Below are 21,914 nucleotides of genomic sequence, written 5' to 3'. Positions count from 1 at the left end.
ATCGGTCGTAAACAGTACGTGATGACTGTGGGATGAACAGGGCAGGCGAGCCTGTGGACTGCGTTATTCCGCCGCAACCCGTTTGACGCTCGCGACCTGCGTGAGGTAGGCGCGAAGTGCCGCCGGACGAACCGGCTTGTGCTGAACCCCGATATCGTGCTTTTCCGCCTCTGCCCGCACCTCCGGCGTTCTGTCGGCTGTGATGACGAGCGCGGGGATTTCCGCGCGGTAAAGCGAGCGGAGCATAAGGATGGCCTCGATGCCGTCGCCGTCATCCAGGTGATAATCGGCGATGATGACCTCCGGCGGCGGTTCTCGCCGGGCTGCGATCTGGTCGATGGCCGCAAGCGATTCGGCCTGGCCGACGGTGCAGCCCCAGCCCGAGACGAGCAGCGCCATGCCTTCGAGTATCCTCGGCTCATTGTCGATGCAGAGCACGCGAAGCCCGTTGAGCGGCTGCGAACGGCTCCTGCCTCCCGCCACTTCCGCGCTGCGAACCATCTTGGGGGCGGCGAGATCGACCGGCACCCGCACGCGGAAGATCGTGCCCTTGCCGGGGTTGGAAGAAAGCTGCACCGGATGGTTCAGGACACGGGAAATGCGGTCGACGATCGAAAGCCCGAGCCCGAGGCCCGATGCCGTTTTCGCGCCTTCGTCCAGCCGGGCGAACTCCTTGAAGACGGTGCGGAACTTGGAGGGCGGTATGCCGATGCCCGAATCGAGCACCTCGATCATGACATGGTCGCCGCGCCGCCTGGCTCCGATCAGAACCTTGCCGTCGATCGTGTATTTGATCGCATTGGAGACGAGGTTCTGGATGAGACGGCGCAGAAGGTTGGCATCCGAGCGAACCTTAACCGAACTCGGCACGACGGTGAATTTCAGCTTCTTCTCGCGCGCCATGGGAGAAAAATCTGTCTCTATCCGCTTCATGAGGTCGTCGAGCGGCACGGAGGTGAAACGCGGCTTCATGGCGCCGGTGTCGAGCCGGGAAATGTCCAGCACGGCGCCGAGGATGGTTTCGACCGATTCGAGCGAAGAATCGATGTTTCGCACGAGCGGGCTGTTCTCCGAAGCGCCGAGCCTTTCCACGAGTGCCGACGAATAGAGCCGGGCGGCGTTCAGCGGCTGCAGAATGTCGTGGCCGGCGGCGGCGAAGAAGCGTGTCTTGCCGATATTGGCCTCCTCCGCCGATGCGCGCGCTTCTCCCAGCTCGCGATTGACGCGGGTGAGTTCGGCTGTGYGCTCCTCCACGCGCTGCTCGAGCGTTTCGTTGGCCTGCTTCAATGCCCGGTCGGCCGCGACGCGCTCTGTAATGTCGGTGAAGGTCGCGACAATCCCCTTGTCAGGCATGGCGTTCGACCGTACCTCGATGATCCGCTCGCCACCGGAAAGCACCAGTGCGAAAGGCGCATCGAGAGTCTGGAAATGGCGGACGACCTCCGCCTGATCGTCCGAGGGGATATCCCCGCGCTCGGAAAGGATGGAGACGATATCGGAGAGCGGAAAACCGACCTGCCCCACCTGTTCCGGCAGGTCGAGGAGGTTGCGGAAGCGGCGGTTCCAGATCGTCAGCCGGTGGGCRCTGTCGAAGACGGCGATTCCCTGGTCCATCTGCGAAAGCGCAGTCTGCAGCATGTCCTGATTGTATTGCAGGGCCTCGCTCGCCTGGTCCAGCAGCCAGGCCGTATCGGCATTGGTATCCTCCGCCTTTTGCAGGATCAGCGAGAGGACGAGCCTGGCGGACGACGAGCCGATCGCGCTGCCGAGGAGCTGTTCGGAAAAGTGGACGAGCGCCATGTCGGCGGGCTGGTCGTCTTCCAGACGGCGACCGGCGGTGCTTTCGTAATTGGCGAAGGAACGCCGCATACGCTCCTCGCCGAGATAACGGGCGATCGCGGCTTTCAGGTCGCCGACGCTGACGCGGGTCTTCCAGCCGCGCGTGGCGAATTGCGAGCGGGCGTGGCGCTTCACGAAAATGCCGGCCTGGATGCGCTCCACCGGCCGGGGATTGCGGGATAGCGAGCCGACCACGAAGGCAAGCGTATTCAGCATCAGGCTGAAGAGCGTGACGTTGACGAAGGGATCGGTTTCCGGTCCCGAGAAGATCGAGCTTCCGGGGAAGAGGAAGGCCAGCACGGCGGCGGCGATGGGGGAATTATCCGGTCCGCCGAGGCTCGGCACGAAAAGCAGATAGGCCCAGACGAAGAAGCCGAAGGACATGCCGAGGATGGCGCCGCGCGCATTGGCCCTGCGCCAGAAAAGGCCGCCGATCAGCGCCGGCGCGATCTGGGCGATCGCGGCAAAGGCGAGTAGCCCGATCGAGGCGAGCCCCGACTGGCTGTCGGCGCCGCGATAATAGCCGTAGCCGAGGATCAGTACCACGAAGATGGCGGTGCGCCGGATGCGCAAAAGCACCTTGGCGAAGTCCTCGCGATGCCCGGAACGCCGCATCAGCTTATGACGAAGGAAGACGGGCATCACGATGTCGTTGGAGACCATGATCGAGAGTGCCACCGATTCGACGATCACCATGGCGGTGGCGGCCGAAACACCGCCGATGAAGGTGATGAGCGTGACGACCGGCAGCTCGCCCGCAAGCGGCAGGGTCAGCACGTAAAGGTCCGCGTCTCCCACGCCGCCGAAGGTGATGAGACCGGCGATCGCGGCCGGCAGCACGAAGAGATTGATGGYGATGAGGTAGAGCGGCAGAAGCAGGCCCGCGACCTTCCGCTCCTGCGGCGTGCGGTTCTCCACCACCGTCACATGGAACTGCCGCGGCAGCATGATGATCGCGAAGGCCGACAGCACGATCAGCACCGCCCAGCGGCTGAGCGGCGTCTCGTAGGAAAGTGCGGAGGTGACGAGTAGGTTTTCCGATGCCTTGGCGAAGAGGTCGGCCGGGCCGTCGAAAAAGACGAAGACGACCGAATATCCGACGGTTGCGAAGGCGAGCAGCTTGACGACGGATTCCATCGCGACGGCCAGGATCAGCCCGTCCTGGTGCTCGGTCGCATCCGTATGGCGGGTGCCGAACATCACTGCGAAACAGGCCATCAGCAGCGTGATGATGAGCGCCAGATCGAGGAAATAGAGGTTGCCGCTGCCGATGCCGTAATCGGACGGATCGACCATGACGGCAACGGAACTCGATACCGCCTTCAATTGCAGGGCGATGTATGGGATCGCCCCGACCAGCGCGATGACGGAGACGATCATCGCCACGGTCGAGTTCTTGCCGTAGCGGGCGGCCACGAAATCCGCCACCGAAGTCAGTTTCTCCGCCTTCGCGAGTTCCACGATCCGGCGAATGAGCGGCATGCCGAGCGTGAAGGCGAGGATCGGCCCGATATAGATGCCGAGGAATTCGAGACCCCGCTGGGAAGCAAGGCCCACGCCGCCGAAATAGGTCCAGGAGGTGCAGTAGATCGCAATGCTGAGCGCATAGACCACCGGCCGGCCGTTCGCCGGCACGCCGAGCCGACGGCTCCGCCCATCGCCATAGCTCGCCACCGCGAAAAGCAGCAGGATATAGGCGAATGCCGACACCAGGATAACCCAGCCTGGAAGCATGGTTCCTCCGCCAAGAAAAGGCTGACGGGAGGACTCTAAGGGAAAATCGAAGGCTTGGAAATCGGCGCCTTCTTGGTAAAAAGTCCTATAACATCCGGTTTTTAGTGCGGTTGCGGCCTTTCAACCGCGCACAACTGCGTTATGTTGCGACTTGGAACTTTTTACCATCCAGGAAGGGGCAAGCATGTCGGTCATCAGCGAATTCAGGTCATTCATCGCCAAGGGCAATGTCATCGATCTCGCGGTCGGTATCATCATCGGCGGGGCTTTCACCGGTATCGTCAATTCACTGGTGAACGATATCGTGATGCCGATCGTCGGTGCTATCACGGGCGGCGGTTTCGATTTCTCCAATTACTTTCTGGCGCTCTCGGGCAACGTGACCGCACCGAGCCTTGCCGCGGCACGCGAGCAGGGTGCCGTTTTCGCCTATGGCAGCTTCATAACGGTTCTCATCAATTTCCTCATCCTCGCCTGGATCATCTTCCTGATGGTCAAGGCGGTGAACAAGCTGCGCGCGATGGAAGAGAAGAAGCCGGAACCGGAGGCTCCGCCGCCGGCCGACATTCAGCTCCTCACTGAAATCCGCGATCTTCTGAAAACCCGCTGATCGGGTGGAATGATCACATATATCAATATTGGCCTCACGGATTCTCATGGGAATTCGTGAGGCGGCTGCGCTAAAAGACATGAAAACCTCGAAGGGATTCTCATGTCGATCGTCAGCAGCCTCAGCCCCCGTGCCCTCGCAGCGCCCGAAAGCGGCATTGTCGAGGTCATCACCTATGCCCGCGGCCGGGAAGGGCTGATCCCGCTCTGGGCGGGCGAGGGCGATCTGCCGAGCCCCGACTTCGTCAACCGCGCCGCAAGCGATGCGCTGCTGGCGGGCGAGACCTTCTACACCTGGCAGCGCGGCATTCCGGAACTCCGCGAGGCGTTTTCGCGCTATTACGCCCGCCACTTCTCCGTTTCGCTGCCGGTCGAGCATTTCTATGTCACCGGATCGGGCATGCATGCGATCATGCTATGCGTGCAGGCGGTTACCTCGCCGGGCGACGAGCTGATCTATCTCTCGCCCGCCTGGCCGAACATCGTTTCCGCCGTGGAGATTTCCGGAGCGAGCGCCGTCGGCCTGCCGCTCGACTTCAAGGACGGGGGCTGGTCGCTTGATCTCGCGAAGCTCGAGGCGCTCATAACGCCGCGCACCAGGGCGCTGTTCATCAATACGCCCTCCAACCCGACCGGCTGGACGGCCACGAGGGAAGATCTCGCGAATATCCTGGCGCTCGCCCGCAGGCATGGCCTCTGGATCATCGCCGACGAGATCTATGCTCTCTACTACTATGGCGATGCGCCGCGCGCGCCTTCCTTCATGGATATCATGGAGGAGGGAGACCGCATTCTCTTCGCCAACTCCTTCTCCAAGAACTGGTCCATGACCGGCTGGCGCGTCGGCTGGATCGTCGCTCCGCCCGAACTCGGCCAGGTAATCGAAAATCTCATTCAATATTCCAATTCGGGCGTGGCGCAGTTCATGCAGCGCGGCGCGGTGGTGGCGCTCGATCAGGGCGACGATTTCGTGCGCGGCAATATCGAGCGGGCGACCCGCTCGCGCGACATCCTCTGCGATGCGCTGATCGCCACCAACCGGGTCGAGACGCTGAAACCCGATGGCGCGCTCTATGCCTTCCTCAAGGTGGACGGCGTGACGGACAGCCGCCGAACCGCGCTCGATATCATCGACAAGACGGGCGTGGTGCTGGCGCCGGGCTCGGCTTTCGGCAAGGGAGGCGAACTCTTCCTGCGCGCCTGCTTCCTGCGCGATCCGCGCCAGGTGGAAGAGGCCGCCGGCCGGCTCCGCGACTATATCCTGAAGCTTTGAGGCGGATCGCTAAAATCCGAACAGTTCGGGAAATCGGCGGTTAGCCCTGCCTTCAGATATAGTTGAGCGGCACCCGCCCGAGTAATCATTGCTGCACGGGCCGCATGCTTCGATGCCTCGACGACAAGAGGCGGGGAAGCATCGAAATGGCGGTTCTGGTTACCGGAGGCGCGGGTTACATCGGCAGTCACATGGCCTGGGCATTGCTGGATGCCGGCGAGGAAGTGGTCGTGCTCGACCGGCTCTCCACCGGCTTTCGCTGGGCGGTGCCCGCGGAAGCGCGCTTCTATCTCGGCGATGTCGGCGATCATGAGGTCCTGAACCGGATATTTTCGGAGAACGGGATCGATGCGATCCTGCATTTCGCGGGCTCCATCGTCGTGCCGCAATCGGTCGCCCAGCCGCTCGACTATTATGAGAACAATACCGGCAATACCCGGCTTCTGGCAGCCGCCGCCGTCGAGGCCGGTATCCGCCATTTCGTCTTCTCCTCGACCGCCGCCGTCTATGGCGACCAGAAGGACGATGCGCCGGTCTTGGAAAGCGCGCCGCTTCTTCCCAAGAACCCTTACGGCCAGTCGAAACTGATGTCGGAGCTGATGCTGCGCGATGCGGCCGCCGCCCATGATTTCCGCTTCGTGGCGCTACGCTACTTCAACGTGGCGGGCGCAGATCCGCTCGGCCGCACGGGGCTTTCCACGGAAGGCGCCACCCATCTCCTCAAGATCGCCTGCGAAGCGGCGCTGGGCAAGCGTCGCGGCGTGGATGTCTACGGCACGGATTATCCGACGCCGGACGGCACCGGCATCCGCGACTATATCCACGTGGCCGACCTCGTGAACGCGCATCTGAAGGCGCTGAGCTATCTCAGGCGCGGCGGCGAGCCGCTGGTCGTCAATTGCGGCTACGGCCGCGGCTATTCCGTGCTGGAAGTGCTGGAAGCGGTGATGAAGGGCGCGGGCCRCAAGTTCGAAATCCGCTACGGGCCGCGCCGTCCGGGCGATGCGGCGAGCGTGGTGGCGAATTCCACCCTGGCCCGCCGCCTGCTCGACTGGACGCCGCGTCACGACGATCTCGATTTCATCGTCGAAACCGCGATCGCCTGGGAGAGGGGACTAGCGGCGAAGAAGGCCRAAGACCTCAGGACGCTCCAGAACCGGCTCGCCTCGGCAAGGTTCTGACCGGATCATCCGCCGGTCAGGGCATCGAAGGCCGCCGTGGCGCCATCGGCCACATGCTTCAGCGCCCTGTGGTCTCCGCCATCCCGGGCAAGGATCGACATCCCGTTCTGTACCGTCGCATAGAAGGTCGCGATCGCTTCTACGTCGATCGAAGCCGGCAACTCCCCCTCCGCCACGGCGCGCTCCAGCCGCTGGCGCAGTTTCACGATATTGTCGGCCCGATGGCGGCAAAGCGCATCGCAGATCGGCTTCGTCACCTCGCCGGAATGGAGGCCGCCGAGCGCGATCAGACATCCGTGCGGCTGGTCCGGCTGCGAATAGGCTCTGGCGGTCGCAAGCAGGAAGCTGCCAATGGCTTCCTTTACGTTTGGAACTGTCTCCAGGGCGGACCAGATTTCCGTGCCGATGGTGCGGCTATAGAGCTCCATCACCTCCAGATAGAGCGCTTCCTTGCACCCGAATGCGGCATAGAGGCTGGGCGGATTGATGCCCATGGCGGAGGTGAGATCGGCGAGAGATGAGCCCTCATATCCCTTCTCCCAGAATACCTGCATCGCACGCTCCAGCGCGGCGGTGCGGTCGAAACTGCGGGGACGGCCTCTTTCGGACATGGCTCCAACTCTTTTTGTAATGAGCGATAAATAAATCTCTTGACGCGATCTGGCAAGCACGGCAGTTAATTATGTATCGTTTGATACAAAAAAAGGAGTTTTGCATGACCTCGATCAAATTGGACGGCAAGGTTGCCCTCGTGACCGGCGGCAGCCGGGGCATCGGCGCGGCCATCGCCAAAAAGCTTGCGGCCGAGGGTGCTGCGGTGGCGCTGACCTATGTGAATGCCGCGGACAAGGCGGAACAGGTGGTTCGCGAGATCGAGAAGGCGGGTGGCCGCGCGCTTGCGATCCGGGCGGACAACCGCCAGGCGGAAGCTATCGAACAGGCGGTCAGCAAGACGGTCGGGACCTTCGGCAAGCTGGATATTCTGGTGAACAGCGCCGGCATCTGGCATGCCGCGCCGCTTGCAGAAACGAGCGTTTCGGATTTCGACGAGGTGATGTCCGTTAACCTGCGTGCGCCTTTCGTGGCCGTTCGCGCGGCGGCGGGCCACCTCGGCGAAGGCGGGCGGATCATCTCGATCGGCAGCAATCTGGCCGAACTGGTGCCGTGGCCGGGCATCAGCCTCTATTCGGCGAGCAAGGCCGCGCTGATCGGCCTGACGAAGGGGCTGGCGCGGGACCTCGGCCCGCGCGGCATCACCGTCAACGTCGTTCACCCCGGTTCGACGAACACCGACATGAACCCCATAAACGGCGATCATTCCGAACCGCAGCGGGAGCGTATCGCGACCGGCAGCTTCGGCGAGCCGGAGGATATTGCAGGCCTGGTCGCATGGCTGGCGGGGCCGGAAGGAAAATTCGTCTCGGGCGCCTCACTGACCATCGACGGCGGCGCAAACGCCTGACTGGACCAAACCACGGCCGCCTCGCGCGGCCGTGTATTTTTCTACGGCAAGACCCAATGGTCCCGCAGCCGGAGGGCTTGCTGTAGAGAGCATCAAAGAGGGGAGGAGGAAAGAATGGTGCTGCTAGAGAGATTTGAACTCTCGGCCTCTCCCTTACCAAGGGAGTGCTCTACCCCTGAGCTATAGCAGCTTCGGCCTCGCCCGGATCGGGGCGTGTCGTCAGGCGAGGGGGCTATTGCCATAGCTTGGCGGAGAGCGCAAGCCGCAAATTGGAAGTTATTTTGCCAATGCGCGGGAAAAGCCGCGAGGCGCTTTCGGAAATCCGGTTTTTTCGCTAAGGAAAGGAGCATGGTGAAAGACGACGAGACGAAGATTTCCGAGGCTGAGGGGGGTCATTCCGGCGATCGGGAAGCGCGGCGGCGCGCGGCGGAGGAACGCGAGCAGGCCCGCAAGGCGCGCGCTTCCGCAAAGCTTCGGGAAAACCTCCAGCGGCGCAAGGGGCAGGCCCGGGCGCGGCGTGYCGGCGAGGCCGATATGGTAAACGGGCTTCCTGCCGCAAAAACGGACGAATCATCCTGACCAATGCCGGCCACCATCAGAACTGCCCATTCAAACCTCCTGTTAACCTGGATCATCAAAGATTGATGCCGCGCGGGAATTCGTCTAAGGACGCCCTTTCCTTTCGCGCTCGACAAGAAAGAGAGGCGGGCCCCGCCCGTTGAACCCCCATGGATCGCATCAGAATTACCGGCGGCAACCAATTGAACGGCACCATCCCGATCTCGGGTGCCAAGAACGCGGCGCTGCCCTTGATGATCGCCTCGCTTCTGACGAGCGATACGCTCACCCTCGAAAACGTGCCGCATCTTGCCGATGTTGAGCTGCTTCTGCGCATCCTCGGCAATCACGGCGTCGATTTCACGGTCAACGGCCGCCGCGAGAACCAGAGCGGCAGCTATGCCCGCACGATCCACTTCACCTGCCGCACCATCGCCGATACGACCGCGCCCTATGCGCTGGTCTCGAAGATGCGCGCAAGCTTCTGGGTGATCGGTCCGCTGCTTGCCCGCGAGGGCAGGGCGCGCGTTTCGCTGCCCGGCGGCTGCGCCATCGGCACGCGTCCGGTCGATCTCTTCCTTGAAGGCCTGCAGGCGCTCGGCGCCGAGATCGAGATCGACGGCGGCTATGTGAACGCCACCGCTCCCAAGGGTGGCCTCATCGGCGGGCGCTACAAGTTCCCGAAGGTGTCGGTCGGCGCCACGCATGTTCTGCTGATGGCGGCGACGCTCGCCAAGGGCACGACGGTGATCGAAAACGCCGCCCGCGAGCCGGAAGTGGTCGATCTCGCCCGCTGCCTCACCTCCATGGGAGCGAAGATCGAAGGCGCCGGCACGAGCACGATCACCATCGAGGGCGTACCTTCGCTTTCCGGCGCGCGCCACCGCGTGCTGCCCGATCGCATCGAGACCGGCACCTATRCCATGGCTGTCGCGATGGCCGGCGGCGACGTGACGCTTGAGGGCACCAACGCCATACTCCTCGACAGCGCGCTCGATACCCTGCGCCAGGCCGGCGCCCATATCACCGAGACGGAAAGCGGCCTTCGCGTGGTGCGCAACGGCAACGGCATCCAGCCGGTCGATATCACCACCGAGCCTTTCCCGGGCTTCCCGACGGACCTGCAGGCGCAGTTCATGGCGCTGATGACCCGTTCTTCCGGCGTTTCCAACATCACGGAAACGATCTTCGAGAACCGCTTCATGCACGTGCAGGAGCTTGCCCGCCTCGGTGCGAAGATCTCGCTTTCGGGCCAGACGGCCCGCGTCGAGGGTGTCGCGCGGCTGAAGGGCGCTCCCGTCATGGCGACGGATCTCCGCGCCTCCGTATCGCTGGTGATCGCCGGCCTTGCCGCGGAAGGCGAAACCATGGTCAACCGCGTCTACCATCTCGATCGCGGTTTCGAGCGCCTGGAAGAGAAGCTCACCCGTTGCGGCGCGGTCGTCGAGCGCGTCAGCGACTGACCTTTCCCAAGGTAAGTTTAAAATCGAAGGACGGCGAGGCGATGCCTTGCCGTCCTTTTTTGCATTCCTATCTTCCCCATGTCTCACCTGCCATTCCCAATCCCGATCCGCCCTTCGTACGGAGAATCTCCCATGACTGACGTTTCCGCACCCGTCTGGTTCATCACCGGCTGCTCCACCGGCTTCGGCCGTGAGCTGGCGAAGCTCACGATCGCCAGAGGCTGGCCGACGGTGGTGACCGCGCGCGACAAAAGCCGCGTCGCCGATCTCGCCGAAGGCCGGGAAAATGCGCTGGCGCTCGATCTCGACGTCACGGATGCCGGCGGGATCGCCGCGGCGGTCAAGGCGGCCGAGGAGAAGTTCGGCCGTATCGACGTGCTGGTGAACAATGCCGGCTATGGTTATCAGGCGGCGCTCGAGGAGGGCGAGGAGGATGAGATCCGCGCCCAGTTCGACGCCAATGTCTTCGGCCTGTTCGCCATGACCCGCGCCGTGCTGCCGGGCATGCGCATGCGCCGGCGCGGTCACGTCATCAACATCACTTCGCAGGCAGGCTTTATCGGCTTTGCCGGCTCCGGCTACTACGCGGCAAGCAAGCACGCTGTCGAAGGCTTTTCCGATGCGCTTTCCGCCGAGGGTGCGCCGATCGGCATCAAGGTGACCTGCGTGGAGCCGGGGCCGTTCCGCACCGATTGGGCCGGCCGGTCGCTGAGGCAGACGCCCAACAGGATCGCCGAATATGCCGAAACCGCCGGCGCCCGGCTGAAATCCACCGCCGAAATCAGCGGTAAACAAGCCGGCGATCCGGTTCGCGCCGGCGAAGCGATCATTGCGGCGGCGCAGGCGGAGAACCCGCCCCGCCATCTCGTGCTCGGCGCGATCGCCTATAATGGCGTCACGCAGAAGCTGAAGGAGAGGCTCGCGCAGATCGAGGCGTGGAAGGAAACCAGCATTTCCGCCGATTTTCCGAGTTGAGCGGAAACAACCGGTTGTTGCTTCTTGACCGTCGGCATCCTATTTCCAGCATGTAATCTTTCGGCGCGGGACAAGCGCCATCACTGGAAAGCGAGACGATGACCGAGCTGAAGCTGCTGGCCCTGGACAAGGACGACCTGGAGATCATTTCCGCCCATATGCAGGACAGCGTCTTCAAGGTGGGCGACGTGCACTGGTCGCCGGCAAGCCGGCTGTTCTCGTTCGAGGCCAACCGTTTCGTCTGGGAAAACGCCGGGACCCGGCGCAAGACTTACGAGCGCCGCCGCGCCGCGCTCGTTTTCAAGCGTGTGGAAGCCGTACGCTCGACGGGCATCGATCCGAAGAAGAGGGACGAGGTGCTTTCCCTTCTCGCCATCCGCTTCGTTCAGAAGGGAGAGGGGCCGGAAGGCACGGTGGAACTGGTCCTGGCGGGCACCGCCACGATCGCTCTCGATGTCGAATGTCTCGAAGTAGCGCTTGCAGATATCGGCGGCGCATGGGAAACGGCCTCGAGGCCGCGTCACCCTTAAGGACCCGGCGGGCATCAAGGTTTTCGAACTGGAAGGATTATCTCCTTGGCGATCTGGCTGGAGCAGGTAGCGGAAGACTTCGAGGCGCGGTTTTCCGCTTTTCTTTCGACGAAGCGCGAGGTTTCGGAAGATGTGAACGCCGTGGTGCGGGCCATCATCGATGATGTGCGGGCGCGCGGCGATCAGGCGCTGATCGATTATACGGTCCGATTTGACGGCATGGACCTCGGCAATGCCGGCATTCGCGTCGGCGATGCGGAGATCGATGCCGCCGTGGCCGAGACGGACCAGAAGGTGCTGGATGCCTTGAAGTTCGCCGCCGAGCGCATCGAGAAGCACCACGCCCGGCAGATGCCGAAGGACGATATCTATGAGGATGCGATCGGTGTCGGCCTCGGTTCGCGCTGGACGGCGATCGAGGCCGTCGGGCTCTACGTGCCGGGCGGCACGGCGAGCTATCCGAGCTCGGTGCTGATGAACGCCGTGCCGGCACGGGTCGCCGGCGTGCCGCGCGTCGTCATGGTCGTGCCGGCCGGCGGTGGTCGTATCAATCCGGCCGTGCTGGCGGCAGCCCGGATCGCCGGCGTCACTGAAATCTACCGCATCGGCGGGGCGCAGGCCGTTGCAGCCCTTGCCTATGGCACCGAAACTATCGCGCCGGTCGCCAAGATCGTCGGTCCGGGCAATGCCTATGTCGCGGCCGCCAAGCGTCAGGTTTTCGGCACGGTCGGCATCGACATGATCGCGGGGCCGTCCGAAGTGCTGGTGATCGCGGACAAGGAAAATGATCCGGATTGGATCGCCGCCGATCTTCTCGCCCAGGCCGAGCATGATGCCGGCGCGCAATCGATCCTCGTGACCGACGATGYGGAATTCGGCAGAGCCGTGGAAGCGGCGGTCGAGCGGCAGTTGAAAACGCTTTCGCGCTCCGAGACGGCGGCCGCGAGCTGGCGGGATTTCGGGGCCGTCATCCTCGTGCCGGAGCTGAAGGCCGCGCTGCCGCTCGCCAACCGCATCGCCGCCGAGCACCTGGAGCTTGCCGTGGCAGATCCCGATGCGCTGATGCCGGGCATCCGCAACGCGGGTGCGATCTTCATCGGCCGGCATACGCCCGAAGTGATCGGCGATTATGTGGGCGGTTCGAACCACGTGCTGCCGACCGCCCGCTCGGCCAGGTTCTCCTCCGGCCTTTCGGTRCTCGATTTCGTCAAGCGCACCTCCATCCTCCGGCTGGGGCCCGAGCAGCTTCGCCAGCTTGCGCCGGCGGCGATCACGCTTGCCCATTCCGAAGGGCTTGATGCCCATGCACGTTCCGTGGCGATCCGGCTGAACGACGGGAGTTGACGGATGGGCCGGCCGGACTTCCGTCTCTGCGAGGTCGTCCTGGACGATTCCATCGGGCGTTCCACCCCCGATGTGGAGCATGAGCGGGCGGTTGCCATTTTCGACCTCGTCGAGGAAAACTCCTTCGAGCCGATCGGCCATTCCGGCGGCCCCTACCGGCTGAAGCTTTCGCTGGTGGATTCCAAGCTGATGTTCGGCATCACCACGCAGGCGGATGAGGACGTCGCCACCCATATCCTCTCGCTGACCCCCTTCCGGCGGATCATCAAGGACTATTTCATGATCTGTGAGAGCTATTACGAAGCGATCCGCTCGGCGACCCCGAGCCGCATCGAGGCGATCGACATGGGCCGGCGCGGCATCCACAACGAAGGCTCCCGGACCCTGATGGACAGGCTCGAGGGCAAGATCCGCATCGATTTCGACACCGCGCGGCGCCTCTTCACGCTGGTCTGCGTGCTCTATTGGCGGGGGTAGSGGCCGTGGAGGAGTTTCCCGCCCCGCAAGTGACAAGCGGCAGGCCGGGCGCCATCCTCTTCCTGTGCGGCTGGAACGTCATCCGTTCGCCGATGGCGGAGGTCATTGCAAAACGGATCCTTCCACCCGATATCTATGTGCGCTCCGCAGGGGTTAGATCCGGCGAGCGCGACGCCTTCGTGGATGTCGTGCTGGAGGAGATCGGCCTTTCGCTCGGCCGTCATCACCCGCAGACTCTGGAAGAGCTCGAGGACGATTTCTTCGATCTCATCGTGACGCTGACACCGGAAGCCCATCATGCGGCGCTGGAGCTGACGCGTTCCAGCGCCGTCGATGTCGTCTACTGGCCGACCATGGACCCGACGGCGGCGACAGGCAGCCGCGAGCAGATGCTGGAGGCCTACCGGGAGGTGCGCGACCACCTCTGGCGCCTCGTCGACGAGCGGCTTGGCGGAGCGCATCGGCACCCCGCGGAGACGGCCTGAGCGGAATCGCAAATATGCGAGTTCACAAAGCGGACATGATTGTGTAGTTTCCGCCCAAATTTCCGGCCAGCCACCTTTCGGTGATCGCCGGCCGATTTCAAAACCACAGGAAGAAAACCCATAGATGGCTAAAGAAGAAGTCCTCGAATTCCCGGGCGTCGTGACGGAACTGCTGCCCAATGCGACGTTCCGCGTGAAGCTCGAAAACGAACACGAGATTATCGCGCATACCGCCGGCCGAATGCGCAAGAACCGCATCCGCGTTCTCGCCGGCGACAAGGTTTTGGTCGAGATGACGCCCTACGACCTGACCAAGGGCCGCATCACCTACCGCTTCAAGTAATCCCGGCTAGCGGCAAGGCCTCCTCATGGCGCTGGAACAAAAGCTTATCCTGGCCTCCGGTTCGCCGCGCCGCCTCGACCTTCTCAATCAGGCGGGCATCAAGCCGGCAAAGCTGATGCCGATGGATATCGACGAGACGCCGAAGCGATCCGAGCATCCGCGTTCGCTCGCGCGCCGCCTTTCCACTGAAAAGGCGGAAGCGGCGCTCTCCGCGTTGCGGGACGACCCGGCCTGGCGTCACAGCTATATCCTGTCGGCAGACACCGTCGTGGCCGTCGGCCGTCGTATTCTCGAGAAGACCGAATATACCGACGAGGCGCACGCGGCGCTGCACCTGCTCTCCGGGCGCGGCCATTGGGTCTATACCGGCATCTGCCTGGTGACCCCCGGCGGCAAGTTCCGGCAGAACGTCGTGCAGACCAAGGTTCGCTTCAAGAGGCTTTCCAGCCGCGAGATCGAGAACTATATCGCGTCGGGACAATGGCGCGGCAAGGCGGGAGCCTATGCGATCCAGGGGATCGCCGGCTCTTTCGTCCAGAAGCTCGTGGGTTCCTATACGAACGTCGTCGGGCTGCCGCTTTACGAAGTGATGGCGCTGCTGGCCGGTGAAGGCTTCGACGTGGCGGCGGGCTGGCCGGAGGGCTGAACCATGGCACAACCGATCAGGACTGGCGGCAAGGTGGAGCCGCTGCGCAAGACGAGACCCTGCCCGGAATGCGGCAAGCCTTCGGCACGCGAACACTATCCCTTCTGCTCCGACCGCTGCCGCACGCTCGATCTCTCGCGCTGGCTGAAGGGCTCCTACACCATTCCGGTGGCGGAGGACGAGACCAAGGCCGAACCCTCCGACGACGAGCGTCGTGACGGCTGATTTTGCTGGCGAATTCGCGATTTTTGCAAACCTGTCAAAAAAGTCGGTTTCGGTGCTGGACAAGGCCGAGCAAGATGCTATAACCCCGCTCGCTTCCGGGGGAGATGACCCCCGCCGGCCCTGCCGGAAGGCTTTTTGAAGCCCAGATGCCCGGATAGCTCAGTTGGTAGAGCAGCGGATTGAAAATCCGCGTGTCGGTGGTTCAAATCCGCCTCCGGGCACCATTATCTCGCTAAAGTTCGCTTGGTTGGTGCAATAGCCACACCGTGTTTAGCGTTTGTCGGTCTGAACTTTCAGGTTGCGCATATTTTCTACTTATACGATTGTTTTGTCTCCTGTTGGCGCTCTCAGGTAAGGTGAAATGGGCCACGCATCGCGTGAAAACACGCTACATCTGCCGTTGGGTGCAACTTATATGAGGGAGTTCCTATCATCGGACGAAGAGCGAGCGCTTGCCGCGCTCCTTGATGCAGGCGAGTGGAGCACTGAGCTGAAGCGCCGTGTTCAGCATTTCGGCTACCGCTACGATTACAAAGCCCGGCTTGTCACGGCGGACAGTTATCTGGGCCCGTTGCCTGCCTCACTTGAGGAGCTTGCGGCTGGGCTTGTTGCTCGCAATCTGTTCGCCGTGATGCCCGATCAGGTGATCGYCAACGAATACCTGCCCGGCCAGGGGATCAGCGCCCATGTGGATTGCGTCCCCTGCTTCGACGATACGATAGTCTCCGTCAGCATGCTTTCTTCGTGCGAGATGGTTTTCCGCCAACGGGAGGGTGGCGAACGCCGGAGAGTCCTCCTTGAGCCCGGATCGGCAATCGTGCTGCAGGGAGAAGCCCGCTACGACTGGACGCACGAGATCCCGGCACGCAAGGCGGATATCTTCGGAGGTCGCAAAATCGAGCGGCAGCGACGTATCTCGCTCACTTTCCGTAAGGTCGTGCGCGGCGCCGGATAGTCCGAAGCTACCTATCCTCATTCCCTCGCCACGCCGGCAGCATGGCGATCGCGAGTGCCAGGCCGATGCCGATCCCCATGCCGATATTGTCCATCGCCGCGCCGATGGCGACCCCGAGCACGACGCCGAGGAGGACTGGAATGCCGTTCTTCTTCTCCATCGGGCAAGCATAGCAGCGGAATGCGTCGGGCCCATGGCCTGCACCATAGGCCCTCCCGAACTTGCCGGTTCCGCGGTCTTCCCGTAAGTCATGGCCCATGAGCGACAAGGCCAAAGCATCGGGGCAGGGCGATTTCTTCGAGCGGAGCGCCGTCGAGGTGGCGCGCGAGCTGATCGGGGCCGAGCTCGAATTCGCAGGCGTGGGCGGCATTGTCGTCGAGACCGAGGCCTATGAGCCGGACGATCCGGCTTCTCACAGCTTTCGCGGGCAGACGCCCCGCAACAGAACCATGTTCGGCCCGGCGGGGCATGTCTATGTCTATCGCTCCTATGGCATCCATTGGTGCGTGAACTTCGTCTGCCGTCCGGGCAGCGCGGTCCTCATCCGCGCGTTGGAGCCGGTCTGGGGGATACCCGAAATGGAGGCACGTCGGGGCCGTTCCGATCCGCTTCTGCTCTCAGCCGGTCCCGGCCGCGTGTGTCAGGCGCTCGGCATTACCGGGGAGCATGACGGGCTTTCCCTGTTCGAGCCGCCGTTCCGCTTCAAGCCGGCGGAAGAAGCGCCGCTGGTCGTCACCGGCAGGCGGATCGGCATCAGCCAGGCGATCGATCTGCCCTGGCGTTTCGGCCTTGCCGGCTCGATACATGTGAGCAAGCGCTTCGCCTCCGGCATAACGGCGCGCGCGAAAGGCTGAACCCTTTTACAGCCTAGATTTGCAAGGGAGCGGATTGCCTCGCTTCCGGCGCGTCGCCCGTGCGATTACGGCGCAAAAGCCGGGGCCGGTCTACGATCCATTAACCTTCGGGCAAGGAATTAACCATACAAATTGGAGGACCACGGCGTAATGGGACCTCTGCGGTCTCCCAAAGGCATGAAGCCGCGCTGCCGTACCGGTTTCGATCCGGTATCCGCTCATGACAATCCAGGAAAAGACTGCGGTCTCGCACCCGCCGACGCCAATCGTTGGGCCGGGCGCGCGCCCCGGCTGCATCCATTCGCCTGGCTGGCAGGGCTGCTTCTTTGCCGATCCTCCGCCGGAGGTCGGCCGTAACTTTGGGGATGGATTTGGGGCAGGAAACGGCATTGGATCAGGCGCGGCGGGCTCAGGCGGGCAGCCTGGGCGAGCGGCTGGCGTTTGCCGGCCTCGACGGTGATCTCAGCGATCTTCTGCGCCGCTTCCGCCCGATGCTGGAACCGCATCTGAAAGCGGGGCTGCGCAATCTTTTCCAGCGCTACCAGTCTTCCCCGGAAGCGGCTCGCAATTTCCAGAGCGAGAACCAGATCGACCGGCTCCACGATCTCCAGGCCTCCCACTGGAGCGTGCTGACGGACGCCCGCTTCGATGCGCTCTATGCCGAGCGGGTGAAGATGCTTTCCGATACGGAAAGCCGCATGGGGCTTGATCCGCGCTGGCATGTGGCAGGCCATGCAGTAGTGCTGGAGCACCTGATCTCCGGCGCGCTTTCCGAGATCGGCGGCAAGGCGATGCTGCCGGCCGCGCGCCGCCGCGAGCGCGAGATCATGGAATTGGTCGGCGCCATCGTCCGCCTGGTGATGGTGGATGTCGAAATCGCCGTTTCGCTGCGCTTCAACGAACAGCGCCAGAAGCACCAGCGCGCGCTTGCCGAGCAGCGCGAGGCCGACCAGGCGGAAGTTGTCGGGCTATTCTCCGATGTGATTGCCGGGCTGGCGGAGCGGGATCTGACGATGGCCGCCCCTGCGGACGTGCCGGAAGCCTATGGCGAACTCGCCGGTCTTCTCGGGCAGGCGGTCGAGACGATGCGCTCTTCCGTCCAGCGGGCGGAAATGCAGGGCAGGGAGGCCGCAGGCCTCTCGGAAACGCTGGGCCGGGACGCGCGCGCCTTCGCCGCCGCTTCGGTCGAGCAGTCGGGCCGTCTCGACGAGGCGGCGCGCCAGCTCATGGCGATCACCGRCAAGGTGAAGGAAAGCGCTACCGAAATAGCCGCCGCGGAAAAGGCGGCCGCATTGACGCGCCGTTCCGTCGAGGAAAGCGGCGAGGTCGTCGGCCGGGCGATCAGCGCCATGGCGGATATCGAAACTTCGGCCGAGAAGATCGGCCAGATCATCGGCTCCATCGATGAGATCGCTTTCCAGACCAATCTGCTGGCTCTGAACGCCGGCATCGAGGCCGCCCGCGCGGGCGAAAGCGGCCGCGGCTTTGCGGTCGTCGCCCAGGAAGTTCGCGCGCTTGCGCAGCGCTCGGCGGAAGCGGCCCGCGAGATCAAGTCGCTGGTGAACGGCACCAAGACGCAGGTGGATGCCGGTGTGGAGATGGTTCACCGCACACAGGATGCGATCGGCGGCATCGTCCGGCAGGTCTCTGAAATCAACGATGCGATTGCGGGCATCGCCCGAGACACGGGCGAGCAGGCGGCCAATCTCGACCACGTGGCGGCGGAGATTGGTGCGGTCGGCGAAGGCGTCGCCTCGAATGCGGGCATCGCTTCCCGTGCCGGAGAAGGTGCCGACGAGCTTCATACCGTGATCGTCGAGCTCGGCCGCACGATCCGCGAGTTCCGCATCGAAAGAGAGGTCCGCTATCGCTCGGATGCGCCTCGGCCGCCGGTCGTGAAATCCTCGCCGTCGCTCGTTGCAATCGGCTCTTCGGCCGGCGCTCGCTTCGATGAGGACGAATTCGAAATGCACAAGCGACAGGGAATGAGCTGATGGCGAGCAAAAAGCCTGCACAGGAAAACTTGAAACTGTCCCCAGTGCTGGACCTCAACGAGGCTTCCGTCCTGCACGGCAAGCTGATGTCCATGCGCGGAAGCGACGTCGTGGTCGACGCGTCGGAGGTGGAGCGGGCCGGCGTACAGTGCGCGCAGGTGCTTGTCGCGGCCGCCAGGGCATGGGCGACGGACGGGAAATTCTTCCTGGTCGAGAGCGCCTCGGATGCCTTCGACAAGACGATGCGGCTTATCGGAATCGACGCCAAGCAATTGGCTGCCAAGGAGATTTGAGCATGAAGAAGAAAGTGCTGACGGTAGATGACTCGCGGACGATCCGGAACATGCTTCTGGTGACGCTGAACAATGCGGGCTTCGAAACCATCCAGGCCGAAGATGGCGTGGAAGGTCTCGAGGTTCTCGAAGGCGCCAATCCGGATGTGATCGTGACGGATATCAACATGCCGCGGCTGGACGGCTTCGGCTTCATCGAGGGCGTGCGCCGCAACGAGAAGTACCGCGCGGTGCCGATCCTCGTGCTGACCACCGAAAGCGATCAGGAAAAGAAGAACCGGGCCCGCCAGGCCGGCGCGACCGGCTGGATCGTCAAGCCCTTCGACCCCGCGAAACTGATCGATGCAATCGAGCGTGTAACCGCCTGAACCTGGATTTTCTCCGATGGACATGAACGAAATCAAAGAGATCTTCTTTCAGGAATGCGAAGAGCAGCTCGCTGAACTGGAATCCGGTCTTCTCAAGCTGAACGACGGGGATCGCGACCCCGAGACGGTGAATGCCGTTTTTCGCGCCGTTCATTCCATCAAGGGGGGGGCTGGCGCCTTCGGGCTCGATGATCTCGTCTCCTTCGCGCATGTCTTCGAGACGACGCTGGATTGCGTCCGCTCCAACAAACTGGAGCCGAACCAGGACGTGCTGAAGGTGATGCTGAAATCGGCCGACGTGCTGGCCGATCTCGTGAGCGCCTCGCGTGATGGCGGCAGCGTGGATGTGGCGCGCAGCCGTGGCCTGGTGAAGGAACTCGAGGCGCTTGCCAATGGCGAGCTGCCGGCTCCCTCCGTTCATGTCGAGGCAGCCGCTGCCAAGCCGGCTGCAGTCGCCCCGCAGCCGACCGATGAAAGCGGTTTCCAGCCCATTCCGTTCTCGTTCGATGGTTTCGACGATGAAGACGAAGAGGAAGTGGCGCTCGAAGGCTCGACCTACGAGATCAGTTTCAGACCTCGCCGTGAGCTCTACTCGAAGGGCAACGAAGCAGCTCTCCTGCTGCGCGATCTTTCCCGCATCGGCGAGATGAGCATCCATTGCGATACGGACGGGCTCCCGGCTTTCGACCAGATGGACCCCGAGGAAGCCTATTTCGCCTGGAAGATTTCGCTGAAGACGACCAGGAGCGAGGAAGATATCCGGGCAGTCTTCGAATTCGCCGAATGGGATTGCGATCTCGAGGTGAAGCTTGCCGAACCGGCCGGCGCGGACGAGGAGCTGCCGATGGTGCCGGTTCCCTTCGACCTCTCGATTCTGGATGAGACGCCGGCCTCGGAAGAGGAAAGGGAAGAGCCTTCCTCGTCCGGAACCGTCGCTGCCGCTGTCATGGCTGCGGAGACCGCCACGAACGTCACGCGGCTTGCAAGCGTGGCGGCGCGGGTGGCCGAGCGGCAGGAGGCGGCTGCAGCCGCCGCCGCACCGGCGATCGCCGCACAGAATACGGCCGCGGCTTCCAGTGCCGGTCAGACGATCCGCGTCGATCTCGACCGTGTGGACCGGCTCATCAACCTGGTGGGCGAACTCGTCATCAACCAGGCGATGCTTTCCCAGAGCGTCATCGAAAACGATGCGACCGGAACCTCGTCCATCAACATGGGCCTTGAGGAGCTGCAGCAGCTCACCCGCGAGATTCAGGATTCAGTCATGGCGATCCGCGCTCAGCCGGTGAAGCCGGTCTTCCAGCGCATGTCGCGCATCGTCCGCGAAGTGGCCGACATGGTGGGCAAGTCGATCCGCCTCGTGACGGAGGGCGAGAACACCGAAGTGGACAAGACAGTCATCGACAAGCTGGCCGAGCCGCTGACGCACATGATCCGCAATGCCGTCGACCACGGCATCGAGACGCCYGAAAAGCGCGAGGCAGCCGGCAAGTCCGCGGAAGGCACGATCAAGCTCACCGCGAAGCACCGTTCGGGCCGCATCCTCATCGAGTTGCAGGACGACGGCGCCGGCATCAACCGCGAGCGAGTCCGTCAGAAGGCGATCGACAACGATCTGATCGCCGCCGATGCGAACCTTTCCGACGACGAGATCGACAACCTGATCTTCATGCCGGGCTTCTCGACCGCCGACAAGATTTCCGACATTTCCGGTCGCGGTGTCGGCATGGATGTGGTCAAGCGCTCGATCCAGGCGCTCGGCGGCCGTATTTCGATCTCGTCCAGGCCGGGGCAGGGCTCCACCTTCACCATGAGCCTGCCGCTGACGCTCGCCGTGCTCGACGGCATGGTCGTGACGGTCGCGGGCCAGACGCTGGTGGTGCCGTTGACGGCGATCGTCGAAACCCTTCAGCCCGAGGCGTCCGCCATCCATTCCTTCGGAGCGAACCATAGGCTGATCTCGATCCGCAACTCCTTCTGCCCGCTGGTCGATGTCGGCCGCATCCTCAATTTCCGCGCCATCCAGGCAAACCCGGTCGAGGGTGTCGCTCTGCTGGTGGAATCGGAAGGCGGCGGCCAGCGCGCTCTGATGGTCGATGCCATCCAGGGCCAGCGCCAGGTCGTCATCAAGTCGCTCGAAGCGAACTACACGCACGTACCGGGCATTGCGGCGGCCACCATTCTCGGTGACGGGCGCGTCGCTCTCATTCTTGATGTCGACGCGGTCGTTGCCGCCTCGCGCGGCCAGGCCCTCAAGCCGGAAACGTCGCTGAAGCCTGAAATGTCTCTTGCAGCTGCGGGTTAAC

23 protein-coding genes and 2 tRNA genes are annotated in these 21,914 nt (G+C 63.3%); 21 read left to right on the top strand and 4 right to left on the bottom strand.

Annotated features, from left to right (window positions below; translation table 11 throughout):
- Window positions 1-63: 63 nt before the first annotated feature.
- Entirely contained in the window at window positions 64-3,573 is a 3,510-nt protein-coding gene (locus LCM4573_RS05485; RefSeq protein ID WP_071005261.1) for a PAS domain-containing hybrid sensor histidine kinase/response regulator, read from the bottom strand.
- Window positions 3,574-3,757: 184 nt separating this feature from the next.
- Here LCM4573_RS05485 and mscL point away from each other — a divergent pair, with 184 nt between their 5' ends.
- From mscL to galE, 3 genes are all read left to right on the top strand, one after another.
- Complete coding sequence (mscL, locus tag LCM4573_RS05480) at window positions 3,758-4,183, top strand: large conductance mechanosensitive channel protein MscL (RefSeq protein WP_071005260.1); 426 nt, start codon at window positions 3,758-3,760, stop codon at window positions 4,181-4,183.
- A 102-nt stretch (window positions 4,184-4,285) separates the two neighbouring features.
- Window positions 4,286-5,455, top strand: a complete 1,170-nt coding sequence (locus tag LCM4573_RS05475; RefSeq protein WP_071005259.1) for a pyridoxal phosphate-dependent aminotransferase — start codon at window positions 4,286-4,288, stop codon at window positions 5,453-5,455.
- A gap of 146 nt (window positions 5,456-5,601) precedes the next feature.
- Entirely contained in the window at window positions 5,602-6,636 is a 1,035-nt protein-coding gene (galE, locus tag LCM4573_RS05470; RefSeq protein ID WP_071005258.1) for a UDP-glucose 4-epimerase GalE, read from the top strand.
- Between the two features lie 5 nt (window positions 6,637-6,641).
- Here galE and LCM4573_RS05465 read toward each other — a convergent pair whose 3' ends face one another.
- Window positions 6,642-7,247 (bottom strand): TetR/AcrR family transcriptional regulator, encoded by a 606-nt coding sequence (locus LCM4573_RS05465; protein WP_071005257.1) that lies wholly within the window; start codon window positions 7,245-7,247, stop codon window positions 6,642-6,644.
- Between the two features lie 104 nt (window positions 7,248-7,351).
- Between LCM4573_RS05465 and LCM4573_RS05460 the strand changes: the two genes are divergently transcribed.
- Window positions 7,352-8,098 (top strand): SDR family NAD(P)-dependent oxidoreductase, encoded by a 747-nt coding sequence (locus tag LCM4573_RS05460; RefSeq protein ID WP_071005256.1) that lies wholly within the window; start codon window positions 7,352-7,354, stop codon window positions 8,096-8,098.
- Between the two features lie 115 nt (window positions 8,099-8,213).
- Here the strand turns inward: LCM4573_RS05460 and LCM4573_RS05455 are convergent.
- Window positions 8,214-8,288: transfer RNA gene (locus tag LCM4573_RS05455), tRNA-Thr, on the bottom strand.
- Window positions 8,289-8,446: 158 nt separating this feature from the next.
- Between LCM4573_RS05455 and LCM4573_RS05450 the strand changes: the two genes are divergently transcribed.
- The 12 genes from LCM4573_RS05450 (at window position 8,447) to LCM4573_RS05395 (ending at window position 16,099) form a co-directional block, all read left to right on the top strand.
- Window positions 8,447-8,677 (top strand): hypothetical protein, encoded by a 231-nt coding sequence (locus LCM4573_RS05450; RefSeq protein WP_071005255.1) that lies wholly within the window; start codon window positions 8,447-8,449, stop codon window positions 8,675-8,677.
- A 149-nt stretch (window positions 8,678-8,826) separates the two neighbouring features.
- The gene (gene murA, locus LCM4573_RS05445) at window positions 8,827-10,119 is read left to right on the top strand and encodes a UDP-N-acetylglucosamine 1-carboxyvinyltransferase (RefSeq protein WP_071005254.1); all 1,293 of its coding nucleotides are present in this window, start codon (window positions 8,827-8,829) and stop codon (window positions 10,117-10,119) included.
- 132 nt (window positions 10,120-10,251) lie between these two features.
- Window positions 10,252-11,094 (top strand): oxidoreductase, encoded by an 843-nt coding sequence (locus LCM4573_RS05440; protein WP_071005253.1) that lies wholly within the window; start codon window positions 10,252-10,254, stop codon window positions 11,092-11,094.
- A 98-nt stretch (window positions 11,095-11,192) separates the two neighbouring features.
- The gene (locus LCM4573_RS05435; protein WP_071005252.1) at window positions 11,193-11,624 is read left to right on the top strand and encodes a DUF2948 family protein; all 432 of its coding nucleotides are present in this window, start codon (window positions 11,193-11,195) and stop codon (window positions 11,622-11,624) included.
- 45 nt (window positions 11,625-11,669) lie between these two features.
- The gene (gene hisD / locus LCM4573_RS05430; RefSeq protein WP_071005251.1) at window positions 11,670-12,968 is read left to right on the top strand and encodes a histidinol dehydrogenase; all 1,299 of its coding nucleotides are present in this window, start codon (window positions 11,670-11,672) and stop codon (window positions 12,966-12,968) included.
- A gap of 3 nt (window positions 12,969-12,971) precedes the next feature.
- Window positions 12,972-13,445 carry a UPF0262 family protein gene (locus tag LCM4573_RS05425; RefSeq protein WP_071005250.1) on the top strand — a complete coding sequence of 158 codons (474 nt, stop codon included), beginning with the start codon at window positions 12,972-12,974 and terminating at the stop codon, window positions 13,443-13,445.
- A gap of 5 nt (window positions 13,446-13,450) precedes the next feature.
- Window positions 13,451-13,930: a low molecular weight phosphatase family protein gene (locus tag LCM4573_RS05420; protein ID WP_083347325.1), complete on the top strand. Its 480-nt coding sequence runs from the start codon at window positions 13,451-13,453 to the stop codon at window positions 13,928-13,930.
- A gap of 124 nt (window positions 13,931-14,054) precedes the next feature.
- On the top strand, window positions 14,055-14,273 hold the full coding sequence (gene infA, locus LCM4573_RS05415) for a translation initiation factor IF-1 (protein ID WP_004435948.1): 219 nt from the start codon (window positions 14,055-14,057) through the stop codon (window positions 14,271-14,273).
- Between the two features lie 25 nt (window positions 14,274-14,298).
- Entirely contained in the window at window positions 14,299-14,919 is a 621-nt protein-coding gene (locus tag LCM4573_RS05410; RefSeq protein ID WP_071005248.1) for a Maf-like protein, read from the top strand.
- Between the two features lie 3 nt (window positions 14,920-14,922).
- Window positions 14,923-15,144 carry a DNA gyrase inhibitor YacG gene (gene yacG, locus LCM4573_RS05405; protein ID WP_071005247.1) on the top strand — a complete coding sequence of 74 codons (222 nt, stop codon included), beginning with the start codon at window positions 14,923-14,925 and terminating at the stop codon, window positions 15,142-15,144.
- 148 nt (window positions 15,145-15,292) lie between these two features.
- Window positions 15,293-15,368, top strand: a tRNA-Phe gene (locus LCM4573_RS05400).
- A 137-nt stretch (window positions 15,369-15,505) separates the two neighbouring features.
- A complete protein-coding gene (locus LCM4573_RS05395; RefSeq protein ID WP_071005246.1) occupies window positions 15,506-16,099 on the top strand; it encodes an alpha-ketoglutarate-dependent dioxygenase AlkB in 594 nt (197 codons plus the stop codon).
- A 7-nt stretch (window positions 16,100-16,106) separates the two neighbouring features.
- On the opposite strand, the gene LCM4573_RS28235 is transcribed toward LCM4573_RS05395, so the two are convergent.
- Window positions 16,107-16,259, bottom strand: coding sequence for a hypothetical protein (locus LCM4573_RS28235; protein ID WP_198539687.1), 153 nt, complete (start codon window positions 16,257-16,259; stop codon window positions 16,107-16,109).
- Window positions 16,260-16,356: 97 nt separating this feature from the next.
- On the opposite strand from LCM4573_RS28235, the gene LCM4573_RS05385 reads away from it, so the two are divergent.
- The 5 genes from LCM4573_RS05385 to LCM4573_RS05365 all read left to right on the top strand — a co-directional run bounded on the left by LCM4573_RS05385 (window position 16,357) and on the right by LCM4573_RS05365 (window position 21,913).
- Window positions 16,357-16,953, top strand: coding sequence for a DNA-3-methyladenine glycosylase (locus tag LCM4573_RS05385; RefSeq protein ID WP_071005244.1), 597 nt, complete (start codon window positions 16,357-16,359; stop codon window positions 16,951-16,953).
- Window positions 16,954-17,318: 365 nt separating this feature from the next.
- Window positions 17,319-18,947 (top strand): globin-coupled sensor protein, encoded by a 1,629-nt coding sequence (locus tag LCM4573_RS05380; RefSeq protein ID WP_116285341.1) that lies wholly within the window; start codon window positions 17,319-17,321, stop codon window positions 18,945-18,947.
- Window positions 18,947-19,240: an STAS domain-containing protein gene (locus LCM4573_RS05375; protein WP_071005243.1), complete on the top strand. Its 294-nt coding sequence runs from the start codon at window positions 18,947-18,949 to the stop codon at window positions 19,238-19,240. Before LCM4573_RS05380 ends, LCM4573_RS05375 begins: the two co-directional genes overlap by 1 nt.
- Before the next feature lie 2 nt (window positions 19,241-19,242).
- Window positions 19,243-19,608 carry a chemotaxis response regulator CheY1 gene (cheY1, locus tag LCM4573_RS05370; RefSeq protein ID WP_046794221.1) on the top strand — a complete coding sequence of 122 codons (366 nt, stop codon included), beginning with the start codon at window positions 19,243-19,245 and terminating at the stop codon, window positions 19,606-19,608.
- 16 nt (window positions 19,609-19,624) lie between these two features.
- Complete coding sequence (locus LCM4573_RS05365; protein WP_071005242.1) at window positions 19,625-21,913, top strand: chemotaxis protein CheA; 2,289 nt, start codon at window positions 19,625-19,627, stop codon at window positions 21,911-21,913.
- The last annotated feature ends 1 nt before the right edge of the window (window position 21,914 follow it).

The organism is Rhizobium sp. LCM 4573 (assembly GCF_001854865.1).
Taxonomy (GTDB): Bacteria; Pseudomonadota; Alphaproteobacteria; order Rhizobiales; family Rhizobiaceae; genus Neorhizobium.
The sequence above is the reverse complement of the archived record's forward strand: the minus strand, read 5'-3'. Positions and strand labels throughout refer to the sequence as shown.

Excerpts from the sequence above, each read along its gene's own strand:
- mscL (WP_071005260.1), top strand. The coding sequence starts at position 3,758 with ATGTCGGTCATCAGCGAATTCAGGTCATTCATCGCCAAGGGCAATGTC.
- LCM4573_RS05475 (WP_071005259.1), top strand. The coding sequence starts at position 4,286 with ATGTCGATCGTCAGCAGCCTCAGCCCCCGTGCCCTCGCAGCGCCCGAA.
- LCM4573_RS05465 (WP_071005257.1), bottom strand. The coding sequence starts at position 7,247 with ATGTCCGAAAGAGGCCGTCCCCGCAGTTTCGACCGCACCGCCGCGCTG.
- LCM4573_RS05460 (WP_071005256.1), top strand. The coding sequence starts at position 7,352 with ATGACCTCGATCAAATTGGACGGCAAGGTTGCCCTCGTGACCGGCGGC.
- LCM4573_RS05440 (WP_071005253.1), top strand. The coding sequence starts at position 10,252 with ATGACTGACGTTTCCGCACCCGTCTGGTTCATCACCGGCTGCTCCACC.
- LCM4573_RS05435 (WP_071005252.1), top strand. The coding sequence starts at position 11,193 with ATGACCGAGCTGAAGCTGCTGGCCCTGGACAAGGACGACCTGGAGATC.
- LCM4573_RS05425 (WP_071005250.1), top strand. The coding sequence starts at position 12,972 with ATGGGCCGGCCGGACTTCCGTCTCTGCGAGGTCGTCCTGGACGATTCC.
- infA (WP_004435948.1), top strand. The coding sequence starts at position 14,055 with ATGGCTAAAGAAGAAGTCCTCGAATTCCCGGGCGTCGTGACGGAACTG.
- LCM4573_RS05410 (WP_071005248.1), top strand. The coding sequence starts at position 14,299 with ATGGCGCTGGAACAAAAGCTTATCCTGGCCTCCGGTTCGCCGCGCCGC.
- yacG (WP_071005247.1), top strand. The coding sequence starts at position 14,923 with ATGGCACAACCGATCAGGACTGGCGGCAAGGTGGAGCCGCTGCGCAAG.
- LCM4573_RS28235 (WP_198539687.1), bottom strand. The coding sequence starts at position 16,259 with ATGGAGAAGAAGAACGGCATTCCAGTCCTCCTCGGCGTCGTGCTCGGG.
- LCM4573_RS05385 (WP_071005244.1), top strand. The coding sequence starts at position 16,357 with ATGAGCGACAAGGCCAAAGCATCGGGGCAGGGCGATTTCTTCGAGCGG.
- LCM4573_RS05375 (WP_071005243.1), top strand. The coding sequence starts at position 18,947 with ATGGCGAGCAAAAAGCCTGCACAGGAAAACTTGAAACTGTCCCCAGTG.
- cheY1 (WP_046794221.1), top strand. The coding sequence starts at position 19,243 with ATGAAGAAGAAAGTGCTGACGGTAGATGACTCGCGGACGATCCGGAAC.